Raw genomic sequence first — 13,814 nt, forward strand, 5'->3', positions numbered from 1 at the left:
CCTTCAGCGGGGAACGGGCAGGTGGAAGGGGCGGAAGCGGCGCGGGCCGTAGAGCCGCTCCAGCAGCTCGTCGAACTCGGCCAGCAGCCGCCAGGCGTCGGCGGGGCGCCGGTTCTGCGCGGGCAGCGTGCAGCCGCGCGCGAACGAGCGCATCGCCTTCGGCGCCTTGTCGCCCATCAGGTCGGTCATGCACCGGGTGGCCATGAAGATGTCGGTCGCCGGGCTCGCCGGACGCCGTCCCGGCACCTCGGGCGGGTACCGGTCGGCGTACCGGCCGACCATCGCGGGCACGCGCCCGGAGGGGTCGGCGTGGGCGTAGCAGCCGGGGACGGAGTAGCACCAGTCGACCAGGACCAGGCCGTGCTTCTCCGGATGGATCAGCACGTGGTCGGGGAGCACCGCGCCGTGCAGGACGCCCGCGCGGTGCGCGAAGCCGAGGGCGACGAGCAGCCGCCGCCACATCCAGGCCGCGTCGCGGGGGTCGACGCCGTCCGGGAACGCCCGCCCGACCGCGGCCAGGCTGTGGAACCCAGCGCGGCGATCACGTTGACCTGCCGCTGCCTGCCGGTGGAGGCGTCCCGGTGCCGGAACGACTCGACCAGCCGCGGGACGTACGGGAGGTACTTCCCGTCGCCGTCCCTGGGAAGCTGGCGGAGCGCCACGGCCTCGCGTTCGAGCAGGTCCCCGTCGCGCGGGTCGCGCGGCATCTTCAGCAGCACCGCCCGGCCCTTCCGGGACGTGTGCGGGGCCGTCCCCCCACTCGGCTCCGATCTCGCCGAGTACAGCTCGGCGAGATCGCCGCTGATCGGGTCGCCGTCCAGCCGGTACGTGCGGCGGCGCGTCGCGATCACCGCCGCGTCGCCGCGCCGGTATGTGCGCCAGAGCGCGTTCAGCCTGATGAACGCGTCGCGGGTGCGGCCGCCGGTCGCGTCCGGGTGGACGAGCCTGGCCAGCCGCCGGTAGCGCCGGACCGCCTCCGCCTCGTCGTCGCCGAACAGATCGGCGGGGACGCGGACCCGGTCGAGCCGCGCCAGCGCGTCGTCCAGTTCGCACTGAGCCGTTCCACTCCGCGTGTTCGCTTCGCTCATCTGTGCTCCTTGTGGTGGGGCGACCCCCACACCCCCCGGTTCGCTCCGCTCATCTGATCTCCTCCTCACGGCTGGGCCGCAGCAGGGCGGGGTGCAGGAGGCGGGCGTCGCCGGCCCGGTAGAGCCGGGGCCGGGGTCCGCCGCGCCGGCCGCCGCGATCGGACGTCGTGCCGGTGCTCTCCACGAAGCCGGGCACCGAAAGGACCTTGCGATGGAAGTTGCCGGCGTGCAGCTCTTCGCCCCACACCGCCTCGTACACGGCGCGCAGCTCGGGGATCGTGAACTCGCCGCCGCAGAAGGCCGTGGCGAGCGGGGTGTACTCCAGCTTCCCGCGCGCCCGCTCCAGCCCGTCCGACAGGATCCGCGCGTGGTCGAACGCCAGCCGCCGGGTGGTGCCGGGCCGCTGGTCCCCGGACTCGGTCAGGCCCAGCGCGCCGACCGGCACCCACGCCGCGTCGGCCGCGTCGCCGCCCGCCTCGGGATCGGGCAGTTCGGGCGCGAACGCCAGGTAGGCGACCGAGATGACGCGCATCCGCGGGTCGCGGCCCGGAGAGCCGTACGTGCCGAGCTGTTCCAGGTGGACGCGGCCGAGCACACCGCCCTTGGCGCTGAGCCCGGTCTCCTCGGCCAGCTCGCGGACGGCCGCGTCGGGCAGGTCCTCGGCGTCGGTGCCCTGGAGCGGCCCGCCCGCCTGGACGAAGCCGCCGGGCAGCGCCCACATCCCTGCGTACGGAGCATTTCCTCGCCGGACGAGCAAAACATGCAGGGCGCCGTCGCGGATGGTGAGCGCGACCACGTCCACCGTCACGGAGACCGGGTCGTAGTCGCGCGGGTCGTAGTTCGCCAGGAACTCGCTCTCGTCGCGCTTCGGGTCCGGGATCATCCGCGTCCCTCTCGTTGATCTCGTGGTGAGTAAATCTCAGGATGAGTTCGTCTCGATATGAGAAGAACATAACCCGGAGCGGGGCGGCTGTCCAGTGCGTTTTCCCGGAGACGAGTCGAGGGCGCCTCCCCGGCATCGGGGTGGCGCCCTCGGTGTTCGGCGGAACCTCACAAAACGGAAGTTCTCTCCGGTGCGGTCTCAGCGGCGGTGGCGCCCGCCTTGCGGCGGTTCCTGAGGCTCTCCGCCCTCGGAGCCGTAGGGCCCGGACTGGTACGGGCCGGGCGGATAACCGCCGGACTCCGAGCCACCGGACGGATAGCCGCCCGGCTCGCCGCCACCCGACTGGTAGCCGCCGGAGTCGTAACCGCCAGACCCGTAGCCGCCTGTCTCGTACCCGCCCGTCTCGCGCCCGCCCGGCTGGTGACCGCCGGGTTGGGGGCCGCCGGATCGGTAGTCGCCGGGCTCGTACCCGCCTGTCTCGTACCCGGCCGACTCGCGACCGCCTGGCTGAGGACCACCGGACCGGTACCCACTGGATGGGTAGCCGCCGGGCTCGTACCCGCCGGTCTCGCGACCGCCGGGTTGGGGGCCACCGGATGGGGGACCGCTGGGGCTGTGGCCGCCGGGCTCGTGGTCGCCCGGTTCGATCGCGTGCGGGGTGTCGGACGGGCCGGGGGAGTAGCGGCCCTGCGGCGTGCGGCTCTCGCGCCCGTAGCGTTCCGGGGCGGTCTCGCCGGGGCGGGGGAACCGGCCGCCGGGCTGCCGTCCCGCCGAGTACCGGCCGGGCGGGTAGGGGCTCTCCGGCATGCCGGTCGGCCGCGGTCCGGTCCCATACTGTCCGGGGGAAGGATAGGCGTCGCGCGCTCCCGGGGGCGGGGTCGACCCGGGTGCGGGGAGCATGCCCGGCGGCGGGGCCGGGGCCGGCGACGCGGCGGCCCGGCGCGCGGGCGGCGGAGCGTCCAGCAGCAGCTTCATCTGGCTCTTGCGGCGCCCGTAGGCCAGGTAGAGCACGATCCCGCCGGCCATCCAGACGGCGAAGTACTCCCACGTCTGGACGTTCAGGTTCAGCATCAGCCAGCCGACCGCGAAGATCGTCACGATGACGACCAGCGGCGCCGCGGGCATCCGGAACGGCCGGTGCAGGTCGGGCCGGGTGCGGCGCAGCGCCAGCACCGCGGCCGCGACGAACAGGAACGCGAACAGCGAGCCGAGCACGACGAGCTGCTCCAGCGTGAGCACGTCGATCGTCTGCGACGTCACCACGGCCGCGCCGCCCGCGAGGAGGGTGGCGCGGGAGGGCACCTTGTAGCGGCTCATCGCGGCGAGCGGGCGCGGCAGCAGCCCGTCCCGCGAGATGGAGAACACCACCCGGGTCAGGCTGATCACCAGGACCAGGATGACGGTGGTCAGCGCGAGCATCGCGCCCACGTCGACGATCTTGCCCATCGCGCCCGCGCCGACCGAGTCGAACGCGGCGGCGAGCAGCAGCTTGTCCGGGTTGAGATCGGCGATGCCGTCCATTCCGACCATGCCGACGAGCGCGACCGCGACGGCGGCGTACAGCACGATGGTGGTGACCAGGGCGGTCAGGATGCCGCGCGGCACCTTGCGGGGGGCGTCGTCGGTCTCCTCCGAGGCCGTCGCGATCAGGTCGAACCCGATGTAGGCGAACGCGATGGCGGGCGCGGCCGCGAACATGCCCCAGACCCCGAACACGTGCGGGCTCCCGCCGCCGACCGCGCCGAGCACCGCGTCCAGCACCGTCTGGTCGCCCTTCGGCGCGGGCTGGGAGGGCGGCAGGAACGGGGTGAGGTTGCCGGGGTGGAAGAACTTCAGCGCGGTGGCGATGACGAGCCCGATCACGATGACCTTGGCCAGCACCATGAACCACAGGGACTTCAGGCTCATCCGGCTGCCGGTGGCGAGCATCAGGATGACCAGCAGCAGGATGCCGAGCGCGAACAGGTCCGGGCCCTTCTGCTGGCCGATCAGGTCGCCCAGCCAGGCCGGTATCGGCACCCCGAAGTCGTGCAGCGCCTGCGTCGCGTAGAGGGACCAGACCCGCGCGAGCACCGAGGAGGCCAGCAGCAGCTCCATGATCAGCGCCCAGCCGACGACCCACGCCCACACCTCGCCGAACGCGACATAGCTGAAGGAGTAGGCGCTGCCCGCGACCGGGATGATCGAGGACAGTTCGGCGAAGGCGAGCGCCGCGAGCACGCACACGCCGCCCGCGATGAGGAACGAGACGAGCACGCCGGGGCCCGCGGTCGAGGACGCCTGCTCGCCGGCGATCTTGAAGATGCCGGAGCCGATCATGACGCCGAGGCCGAGCACCACGAGATCGCGGGTCCGGTAGACCACGCGGAGCCGGTGCCGGCCGCCGTAGAGCCTGCCGGTCGCCTGCTCGACCGGCAGCCGGCGGAACATGTTGTTGCGCATGCGCATGTCCAAGGTCATAGGTGTCCCCCAAGGCCCGAACCCGCGCCGCTGTTCGCGAGGTGACGGCTTGCCGAAGTCCCTAAGAATTCACCAGGTATGAGCATAATCGCAACGTTTTGGTCAGGATTGATGGCCTCTCGCTGTTGTCGGATACTGCCAAGCCGCAGGTCGGCGGCGTGCCCCGGTGATTTCCTCACGCTCGGTGCGGTGCCGCCGAACACCTTTTTCCGATGGACCGTTCCGATCGAATGCGCCCCATTTCCAAAGGGGAAAGCGCTTTATGATCTTTCTCCGCCGGGTCGCCGCCATGGGCCGCGAAGCGTCCGGGGTCGGCCGGTGCGGACGGTGGCGCCGGGCGAAGATCGGTGGCACCGTAAGGACGCCGCGTTCGTCTGGAGGTCCGGTGTTCCGCTCATCGCCCTTGCGCCCGTCGTCCACGTTCCGGTCCCCGAGGCGGTCGCGGGGCACGCGCCGCACGGCCCTCGTCGCCGCGCTGGCGGTCACCGCGTCCCTCACCGTCCCCGCCGCCGCGGGCGCCGCGCCGGCCGCCGCGCCGGGCACGGGGCACCCGAAGCCGCCGGCCAGGCAGCCGGTCGCGACGGGGTACGGCGGCGCCGTCTCCACGGTCGATCCGGACGCCAGCCGGACGGCCCTGGAGATCCTCAAGCGCGGCGGCAACGCCATGGACGCGGCCGTCGCGGCGAGTGCGACGCTCGGGGTCACCGAGCCGTACGTGTCGGCGATCGGCGGCGGTGGCTACATCACCTACTACGACGCGAAGACACGCCGCGTCTACGCGCTCGACGGCCGCGAGTTCGCGCCGGCGCGGATGCGGCAGGACTCCTTCATCGACCCGGCGACCGGCAAGCCCCTCCCGTTCGACCAGGCCGTGACGAGCGGCCTCGGCGTGGGCGTGCCCGGCACCCTGGCCCAGTGGGACCTCGCGCTGGGCCGGTTCGGCAGCCGCGACCTCGGCACCCTGCTGCGCCCGGCGATCAAGGTCGCCGACCGCGGCTTCGTGGTGGACCAGGAGTTCCACGACCAGACCGCGGTGAACGAGGCGCGCTTCCGCGACATCGTCCCGACCCGGAAGCTGTTCCTGCCGGGCGGGAAGGTGCCCGAGGTCGGCTCGGTGTTCCGCAACCCGGACCTGGCCGCCACCTACCGGCAGCTGGCGAGGCGCGGCACGGACTGGTTCTACGAGGGCGGGCTCGGCGCGGAGATCGCCCGGACGGTCGCCAGGCCGCCGGTCGACCCGAAGGCCACCCGCACCGTCCGTCCGGGGCTGATGGAGCGGGACGACCTCGCCGACTACCGGGCGGTGCGGCGCACGCCCACCCACGTGCCCTACCGGGGGACGGACGTGTACGGCATGCCGCCGTCGTCGTCCGGCGGGTCCACGGTGGGGGAGGCGCTCAACATCCTGGGCAACTTCCGGCTCGACCCCCGTGACCCGGTCACGGCCCTGCACTACTACCTGGAGGCGTCCAAGCTCGCCTACGCCGATCGCGGCCGCTACGTGGGCGACCCCGACAAGGTCGACGTTCCCCTGGACGAGCTGCTGTCGTCCGGGTTCGCCCGTGAGCGCGCCTGCCTGATCAAGCCGGACCAGGCGGCCGCCGCGCCCGTCGCCCCCGGCTCGCCGGACGGGAGCTACGAGCCGTGCGTCCCGCCGGGCACCCAGACCAGGGCGCTGGCGTTGGAGGGTCCGCAGACCACCCACCTCGTCGTCGCCGACAAGTGGGGGAACGTCGTCTCCTACACCCTCTCGATCGAGCAGTTCGGCGGTAGCGGCATCACCGTCCCCGGGCGCGGGTTCCTGCTGAACAACGAGCTGACCGACTTCTCCTTCCAGCCGCCGGCGCCCGGCCAGGCGCCCGACCCGAACCTGCCCGGCCCGCACAAGCGCCCGCGCAGCAGCATGTCCCCGACCCTCGTGCTCCAGGACGGCCGCCCGAAGCTCGCGCTCGGCACGCCCGGCGGGTCGACGATCATCACGACGGTGCTGCAGATCCTGATGAACCGGATCGACCTCGGAATGGACCTGCCCGCAGCGCTCGGCGCGCCGCGCGCGACGCAGCGCAACACCCCGCAGGTGTTCGCCGAGCAGGCCTTCATCGACCGGTACGGCCGTGACCTCGCCGCGCGCGGGCACCGCCTCGAACTCTTCCCTGGCCCGCCGACGGGCGTGATCGGCGCCGCGACGGGACTGGAGTTCCTGCGGCCCGGTCTCGTCCAGGCGGTGGCGGAGCCGACCCGGCGGGGCGGTGGCAGCGCGCTGGTCGTCCGGCCGGCCCGATCGCCCTCCGTGCCGCGGGCGTGCGCGGACGGCGAACGGGAAGGAGTCGTGCCATGGCCCGTTCTTACGTGCAGGTGACGACCACGACCGACTCCCGCGCCGAGGCCGCCGAGCTGGCCCGGTCGGCGGTCGCCGAGCGGCTCGCGGCCTGCGCGCAGCTGGTGGGTCCGATCGCCAGCACCTACTGGTGGGAGGGCGAGATCGAGTCGGCGGAGGAGTGGATGGTGCTCTTCAAGACCTCCGCCGACCGGTTCGACGAGCTGGCCTCCCTGATCACCGAGGGGCACTCCTACGACACCCCGGAGATCATCGCGACGCCGGTGGTGGCGGGCAGCATGGACTACCTCGCCTGGGTCACCGAGCAGACCGAGCCCGGCGAGCGTGACGAAGCGGTGGAGGACGCCGACGACTGACCGGCGACCGGAGCGGAGCGGAGGGCGCCGGTCAGTCCGCTCCTGCCGGGGGGTGGGGGGCGTCCCCCCACAATGACGCCGTTCCCTCTAGATCGTGTGGCGCCGGGCATGGCAGGGTAAATGTCTGATTACCCTGGTCGGCGCGGTTTCGCCGGCCGCGGCGACGGAAGGCGGTCGGCGTGCACGAGACGAGCGAGGAGCGGGCGGACAACGGCCTGTTCGGGCCGGGCTCGGTGACCTGGGAGGTCATGGGCGAGCCCGTGCTGTTCATCGGCGGGATCAGGGCGCTGCTGCTGCAGGCGCTGCATCCGCGGACGATGTGGGGGACCGCGCAGAACTCCGAGCTCATGGACCCCGCCGCCGCCTGGGCGCGGCTCGGCCGGACGGTCGAGTTCGTCCGCGTCCGCACCTACGGGACGCAGGAGGAGGTCGAGCGGGTGGGCCGCCGCGTGCGCCGGCTGCACTCCAAGCTGACCGGCCTCGACATGCGGACCGGCGAGACGTTCCCGGTGGACGATCCGGAGAACCTGCTGTGGGTCCACATGGGCGAGGTCGACTCGTACCTGGACGTGGCACGCCGCGCGGGGGTGCCGCTGACCGCGCGGGACGCCGACACGTTCGTGGACGAGCAGCGCCGGGCCGCCGCCGTCGTCGGCCTCGACCCGGCCGATGTGCCCGCCTCCGTCGCGGAGATGAGGGAGTACTACGAGGAGATGCGGCGGCGGATCTGGGCGTGCCGGGAGGCGCGCGAGGGGCTGCGCCGCATGTTCAGCCCGGTGGTCCCGCGTCCGCTGCTGCCGCTGAAGCTCGCCGCGCCGGGCCTCGGGATGCTGGTCGTCTCGACGCTGCCGCGCTGGGCCCGCCGCATGTACGGGCTGCCGGGGCTGCCGACGTCCGACCTGGCCGCGACGCTGACGTTGAAGGGCCTGTACCGCACCACGCACGTCGTCCCCGAGCGGTTCCGGTACTCGCCGGACGCCCGGAGGGCCAGGCGCCTCACGCGTGCGCACGAGGCGGGCCTGGCCCCCTGGTCGATCGCCTCCTGAGGCTCACCCCGTCGGGGGCGCGTCCGGCACCGTGTCGTTCTCGTGGGCGCCGTGGCGCGGCAGCAGCAGCGCCGGGAGGATGAGCACGGCGGTGAGGATCAGCGCGACCCAGAACGTGTGGCCGAACGCGTCCGCCAGCTTCGGCGCGACCTGCTCGCGTACCTGTTCGGGGATGCCGCCCATGCCGCCCTCGGCGCCGCCGCCCGCGGCCTGCGGGATCCGGTCGGTGATCTGGCGGGACAGGATGACGGCGAGGAGCGCGGTGCCGACCGACCCGCCGAGCTGGACGATGATGTTCAGGGTGCTGCTGGCCCGCGACACCATCGCCCGGCTCAGTGTCGTGAGCGCCGCCGACATGGTCGGCATCATCGTGCACCCGAGCCCGAGACCCCGCACGTAGAGTGCGCCGCCGAGCAGCCAGTAGGACGTGTCGGCGCCCACCATGGCGAACGGGACGGTGCCGAGCACGAGGATCACGATGCCGACCGGCACGATGCGCCCGGCGCCGAGCTTGTCGGTGACCACGCCGGCCAGCGGCATCGCGGTCGCGGCGCCGAGGCCCTGCGGGGCGAGCAGCAGCCCCGCCGCGAACGCGCCCTCGCCGCGGGCGGTCTGGTAGTACAGCGGGATCAGCAGCATCGAGCCCATCAGCGCGATGCCGACGAAGAACACCGCGACGGCGGCGGTCGCGAACGTCCGGTCGGCGAACAGCCGCACGTTGATCAGTGAGCGCTCCCGGAGCCGCAGGCTGTGCAGCGCGAACAGCCCGACCAGGACGACGCCGCCGGCGAGCCAGGCGATCGTGGACGGCTCCCCGAACCCGCCGTTGCTGCTCGCCGTGGACAGCCCGTAGATCAGCAGGACGAACCCCGGCGGCAGCAGGATCAGCCCGCGCCAGTCCAGCGCCTGCGCGGTGTGCTCCCCGTGGTCGTGCGGCACCTTCCACCAGGCCAGCGCCAGGGCGAGCGCGCCGACCGGCAGGTTGACGAAGAAGATCCAGCGCCAGTCGACGTCCTCGACCAGCCAGCCGCCGAGCACCGGGCCGAGGACGGGCCCGAGCAGCATCGGGACGCCGACGATGCTCATGATGCGGCCCATCCGGCGCGGCCCGGCCGCCATCGTCAGGATGGCCATGCCGGTCGGCATCAGCATGCCGCCGCCGAGCCCCTGCACGACCCGGAAGACGATCAGGGACTCGATGTTCCAGGCCGCGCCGGACAGGGCCGACCCGAACACGAACAGCACGATCGACGTCATCCAGACGCGGCGCCCGCCGAACCGGTCGACGGCCCAGCCGGTGAGCGGGATGACGGTGCCCATCGCCAGCATGTAGCCGGTGATGACCCACTGGATCGTCGACAGGTCGGTGGAGAAGTCGCGGCCGAGGGTCTCCAGCGCGACGTTGACGATCGTGGTGTCGAGGATCGCCATCACGGTCCCCGACACGATCACCAGGCCGAGCAGGATCGTCTGCCGGTCGAGACGTTCGGAGCCGGGGGCGCCGCCCGGCGGCGCCAGTTCGGTGGACGGGCTTTCGGCCATGGTCGGCCCCCTTGCCTGCAGTCTCGGTTGCCCCGTGTCCCCGTCGGTCAAGGCGTGAAACGCCTTGAAGTTCAACATTTTGCAGTGCATCACGGAATATGTTGAACTTCAAGGTATGTCCGAGGATCGCTCTGCCGCCGGCGCGTCGGTCGACGCCGACCTGGAGCAACTGGTCCAGCTCATGGGCCGGATGGTCCGCGGCATGAAGGGCGGCCACGCGGACGCCGAAGAGCTCGTCCACCGGGTGAAGGCCGCCGGGCTCGGACCCCGGCACGTCCCGGCGCTGATGCAACTCGTGCTGAACGGGCCGATGCCGGTGGGCGTGCTCGCGCGGCACATGGCGCTCAACCCGGCCACGGTCAGCCAGCTGGTCGGGGAACTGGAGCGCGGCGGTTTCGTCGAGCGCCGCCCGGACGAGCGGGACCGCCGGCGCATGATCGTCAGCCTGGCCGAGGCGCACCGGGAGATGATCGAGCGGTTCGCCTGGCGCCGGCTGCGGCCGCTGCGGATGACGCTGGAGCGGCTCGCCCCCGACGAGCGCGCGCACTTCCTGCGCGGCTGGCGCATCCTGGTCGAGGCCATGGAGCGCACGGGGCTGCGCGCCCCGGACGGCGGAGGCTGCCCGGGCGGTCACCCGGGCCTGTGACGCTCAGCCGCGGCGCATCAGCCGCCCGACGGCCGCCATCAGCTCGGTGGACATCGCCTCGCCCTTGCCCTCCTCGGCACCCTCGGCCACGCAGTGCCGCACATGCCCGTCCAGCAGGCCCAGCGCCACCTTGTCCAGCGCCGCCTGGACGGCGCTGATCTGCGTGAGGATGTCGATGCAGTAGCGGTCCTCGTCGACCATCCGGTCGATGCCGCGCACCTGGCCCTCGATCCGGGCCAGCCGGGTCTGCAGCTGGTCCTTCGTGGCGGTGTACCCGCGGGTGGGGGTCTCGCTGGTCGCCATCTCCGTCCTCGCAATCCTTCCAAGGGCGCACGCCCGGGTACCCCTGGGGGACATCCCCCACCAGGTACCCTATGCGCTGGCCCGGACTACGGCGCCGGGACGTTCCAGGCGCTGATCACCGGCCGTTCGTGCTCGGTGCCGAGCGCCGACACGGTCCCGGTGCCGAGGGCGAACAGCCGTCCCTGCGCCGGCTCCAGGCCCAGCCAACGCGCCGTCAGCACGCGCAGGACGTGACCGTGCGCGACGAGTGCGACGTCGCCGTCCGCGAGCAGCGGCCGTGCCCGCGCGAGGACCGAGTCCGCCCGCTCGCCGACCTGCTCGACCGTCTCGCCCGGATGCTCGGCGTCGCCCGGGACGATCCCGTCGTCCCACAGGAACCAGCCGGGACGCTCCTCGCGTATCACGGCCGTGCTCATCCCCTCGTAGCCGCCGTAATCCCACTCCCACAGGTCGGCGTCCACCTCGTCCGCCCCGAGCCCCGCCAGCTCCGCCGTCCGCCGTGCCCGCTCCGCGGGGCTGACCAGCGTCCGCACGATGCGCCGCCCGTCCAGCGCCCCGCGCAGCGACCGCGCCTGCTTCTCGCCTTGTGCGGTCAGCGGAAGGTCGGTCCGCCCGGTGTGCCGGCGCGCCCGGCTCCACTCGGTCTCCCCGTGCCGTACCAGGATCAGTTCGCCCACGCCCCAACTCTAGAGGGGCGTCCCTAGGCCAAGATCGAGGTGAGGGGGGTGTAGGGGAGGCCGTGGGCCTCGGCCACGTGGTCGTAGACGAGGGTGCCGGCGTGGGTGTTGAGGCCGAGGGCGAGGGCGGCGTTGGTGTGCAGGGCCTTGCGCCAGCCCTTGTCGGCGATCTGGACGGCATAGGGAAGCGTGACGCCGGTGAGGGCGTAGGTGGACGTGTTCGGGACGGAACCGGGCATGTTCGCCACGCAGTAGAACGTCGAGCCGTGCACCTTGTAGGTGGGGTCGTCGTGCGTGGTGGGGTGGGAGTCCTCGAAGCAACCGCCCTGGTCGATGGCGATGTCCACGAGCACGGAGCCGGTCTTCATGGCGGCGACCAGGTCGGTGGAGATCAGCTTGGGCGCCCGCGCGCCGGGGATGAGGACGGCGCCGATGACGAGGTCGGCGGCCCGGGCCTCCTGCTCCACGCTGTAGGCGCTGGACACGAGCGTCCGCAGGCGGCCCTGGTAGATCGCGTCGATGTGGCGCAGGCGGTCGACGTCGACGTCCAGGACCGTGACGTCAGCGCCCATGCCCACGGCGATCTGCGCGGCGTTGAGGCCGGACACGCCGCCGCCGATGACGACGACCTTCGCCGGGGCGACGCCGGGGACCCCGCCCGGCAGGACGCCCCGGCCGCCGTTGAAGGACATCAGGTTGTACGCGCCGACCTGCGGGGCGAGCCGCCCGGCGACCTCGGACATCGGGGCGAGCAGCGGAAGCGAGCGGTCGGGGAGCTGGACGGTCTCGTACGCGATCGCGGTGACGCCGGCCGCCAGGAGCGCGTCGGTGCACTCCCGGGAGGCGGCCAGGTGCAGGTAGGTGAACAGGACCTGGCCGTCCCGCATCCGGTGGTACTCGGGCGCGACCGGCTCCTTGACCTTGAGGATCAGGTCGCCCTCGGCCCAGACCTCGTCCGGGCCGTCCAGGATCTTGGCGCCCGCGGCGGCGTAGTCGTCGTCCGGGATCGCCGAGCCGAGCCCGGCGCCGCGCTCGACGAACACCTCGTGGCCGTGCCGGGTGAGCTCGTGCGCGCCCGCCGGGGTGATCGCCACCCGGTACTCGCGGTTCTTGATCTCTCGTGGGACGCCGATCTTCACAGGCTCCTCCGTCAACGCTGACCAGGACCTATCTACAGCGTGCGTGGCGGAGAAACCCTCCGGCTATGTGCAGTGTGTCAAGGCATCGACCATTTCGACGACACCATGTAAGGCGGGAGCCACTCGTCGGCAATGGCGACGGTCAGCTGCTCCAGCAGCGGCCCGGCGCGGCGGACGCGGCGCTCGTCGTCGGGCTCGATGTCGGCCAGCGCGTACGCCGCCTGGATCCGCGCCTTGCGCAGCTGCTCTCCGGTGAGGCCGCGGCGGCCGGCCACGGCGACGACGGGCGCGCCCGCGCGGGCGGCGGCGCGGGCCACGCCGATCGGCGCGCTGCCGCGCAGCGACCGGGTGTCGAGGGTGCCCTCGCCGGTGACGACCAGCCGGGCGCCCCGCGCCTTCTCGGCGAACCCCAGCAGATCGAGCATCAGCGAGGGGCCGGGCTCGATCGTCGCGCCGAGGAAGGCGAGCGCCGCGAAGCCGACGCCGCCGGACGTGCCGGCGCCGGGCAGGTCGCGGGCCGCCGTGCGGGCAGCCGCCTCTGCCAGGTCGGCCCAGCGGCGCAGCCCGGCGTCCAGCAGCCGCACCTCGTCGCGGGTCGCGCCGCGGCGCGGGCCGTCCACGGCCGCGGCCCCGGTGCGGCCGAGCAGCGGCCCGGCCGAGTCGCCCGCCACCACCACCTCGATGTCCGACATGTCGGGGAGGCCGCGCAGGTCGAGGGCGTGCAGCGAGCGCAGCGCCGCCCCGCCGGGCGGCAGGTCCTTGCCGAGCGCGTCCAGCAGCCGGCCGCCGAGCCCCTGGACGAGTCCGGCGCCGCCGTCGGTGCAGGCGCCGCCGCCGAGGCCGAGGACGATCCGGCGCGCGCCGAGCCGGACCGCGTGCGCGACCAGCTGCCCGGTCCCGACGCTGGACGCGACGAGCGGGCGCGGCCTGCCGTCCGGCAGCCGGCGCAGCCCGGACGCCTCCGCGAGCTCGACCACCGCGCTGTGCCCGTTCAGCGCGAGCCGGGCGGCGACCGGGCGGCCCGTCGGCCCGCAGACCTCGACGTCGATCCGCCGCCAGCCCGCCGCCACCGCGGCCTCGACGGTGCCGTCGCCGCCGTCGGCCACGGGCAGCTCCACCACCGGCACGCCGGGACGCGCGCGGCGCAGCCCGGCCGCGAGATGCCGGGCCGCCCGCGCCGCGGTCAGCGCTCCCGGGAACCTGTCAGGCGCCAGCAGGACGTGACCTGGCGGAGACGGGTGGGAGGGAGAGTCCGCGGACACCACAGCCACGCCTTTCACGCCGGGGGGTAAGGCCCTACCTTCTGCTTACGCCATGTCGGCACTATTTGACACCC

The 13,814-nt window shown here is 73.3% G+C and carries 13 protein-coding genes; 4 read left to right on the forward strand and 9 right to left on the reverse strand.

The features are described from left to right. Positions 1 to 3: 3 nt before the first annotated feature. The 4 genes from ACQPZP_RS14905 to ACQPZP_RS14920 form a co-directional block, all read right to left on the reverse strand. Positions 4 to 462: a hypothetical protein gene (locus ACQPZP_RS14905; RefSeq protein ID WP_433478204.1), complete on the reverse strand. Its 459-nt coding sequence runs from the start codon at positions 460 to 462 to the stop codon at positions 4 to 6. Beyond that, a complete protein-coding gene (locus ACQPZP_RS14910; RefSeq protein ID WP_433478205.1) occupies positions 378 to 1,088 on the reverse strand; it encodes a J domain-containing protein in 711 nt (236 codons plus the stop codon). Before ACQPZP_RS14910 ends, ACQPZP_RS14905 begins: the two co-directional genes overlap by 85 nt. A 49-nt stretch (positions 1,089 to 1,137) precedes the next feature. Then, entirely contained in the window at positions 1,138 to 1,971 is an 834-nt protein-coding gene (locus ACQPZP_RS14915) for an NUDIX hydrolase (RefSeq protein WP_433478206.1), read from the reverse strand. A gap of 198 nt (positions 1,972 to 2,169) precedes the next feature. Further along, positions 2,170 to 4,419, reverse strand: coding sequence for an amino acid permease (locus tag ACQPZP_RS14920; protein WP_433478207.1), 2,250 nt, complete (start codon positions 4,417 to 4,419; stop codon positions 2,170 to 2,172). 397 nt (positions 4,420 to 4,816) lie between these two features. Between ACQPZP_RS14920 and ggt the strand changes: the two genes are divergently transcribed. The 3 genes from ggt to ACQPZP_RS14935 all read left to right on the forward strand — a co-directional run bounded on the left by ggt (position 4,817) and on the right by ACQPZP_RS14935 (position 8,171). Then, positions 4,817 to 6,790 (forward strand): gamma-glutamyltransferase, encoded by a 1,974-nt coding sequence (ggt, locus tag ACQPZP_RS14925; RefSeq protein ID WP_433478208.1) that lies wholly within the window; start codon positions 4,817 to 4,819, stop codon positions 6,788 to 6,790. After that, positions 6,766 to 7,125, forward strand: a complete 360-nt coding sequence (cutA, locus tag ACQPZP_RS14930) for a divalent-cation tolerance protein CutA (protein WP_433478209.1) — start codon at positions 6,766 to 6,768, stop codon at positions 7,123 to 7,125. Before ggt ends, cutA begins: the two co-directional genes overlap by 25 nt. A gap of 179 nt (positions 7,126 to 7,304) precedes the next feature. Beyond that, positions 7,305 to 8,171, forward strand: a complete 867-nt coding sequence (locus tag ACQPZP_RS14935) for an oxygenase MpaB family protein (RefSeq protein WP_433478210.1) — start codon at positions 7,305 to 7,307, stop codon at positions 8,169 to 8,171. Between the two features lie 3 nt (positions 8,172 to 8,174). Here ACQPZP_RS14935 and ACQPZP_RS14940 read toward each other — a convergent pair whose 3' ends face one another. Then, positions 8,175 to 9,713: a DHA2 family efflux MFS transporter permease subunit gene (locus tag ACQPZP_RS14940; protein WP_433478211.1), complete on the reverse strand. Its 1,539-nt coding sequence runs from the start codon at positions 9,711 to 9,713 to the stop codon at positions 8,175 to 8,177. Positions 9,714 to 9,828: 115 nt separating this feature from the next. Here ACQPZP_RS14940 and ACQPZP_RS14945 point away from each other — a divergent pair, with 115 nt between their 5' ends. Then, positions 9,829 to 10,359 carry a MarR family winged helix-turn-helix transcriptional regulator gene (locus ACQPZP_RS14945; protein WP_433478212.1) on the forward strand — a complete coding sequence of 177 codons (531 nt, stop codon included), beginning with the start codon at positions 9,829 to 9,831 and terminating at the stop codon, positions 10,357 to 10,359. Between the two features lie 3 nt (positions 10,360 to 10,362). Here ACQPZP_RS14945 and ACQPZP_RS14950 read toward each other — a convergent pair whose 3' ends face one another. The 4 genes from ACQPZP_RS14950 to ACQPZP_RS14965 form a co-directional block, all read right to left on the reverse strand. Then, positions 10,363 to 10,662, reverse strand: a complete 300-nt coding sequence (locus ACQPZP_RS14950) for a metal-sensitive transcriptional regulator (RefSeq protein ID WP_258938790.1) — start codon at positions 10,660 to 10,662, stop codon at positions 10,363 to 10,365. An 86-nt stretch (positions 10,663 to 10,748) separates the two neighbouring features. Next, complete coding sequence (locus tag ACQPZP_RS14955) at positions 10,749 to 11,339, reverse strand: histidine phosphatase family protein (RefSeq protein WP_433478213.1); 591 nt, start codon at positions 11,337 to 11,339, stop codon at positions 10,749 to 10,751. A 23-nt stretch (positions 11,340 to 11,362) separates the two neighbouring features. Then, a complete protein-coding gene (ald, locus tag ACQPZP_RS14960) occupies positions 11,363 to 12,478 on the reverse strand; it encodes an alanine dehydrogenase (protein ID WP_433478214.1) in 1,116 nt (371 codons plus the stop codon). A 77-nt stretch (positions 12,479 to 12,555) separates the two neighbouring features. Continuing rightward, entirely contained in the window at positions 12,556 to 13,743 is a 1,188-nt protein-coding gene (locus tag ACQPZP_RS14965; RefSeq protein WP_433479612.1) for a glycerate kinase, read from the reverse strand. Positions 13,744 to 13,814 lie beyond the last annotated feature (71 nt).

The organism is Spirillospora sp. CA-142024 (assembly GCF_050942325.1).
Classification (GTDB): domain Bacteria; phylum Actinomycetota; class Actinomycetes; order Streptosporangiales; family Streptosporangiaceae; genus Spirillospora.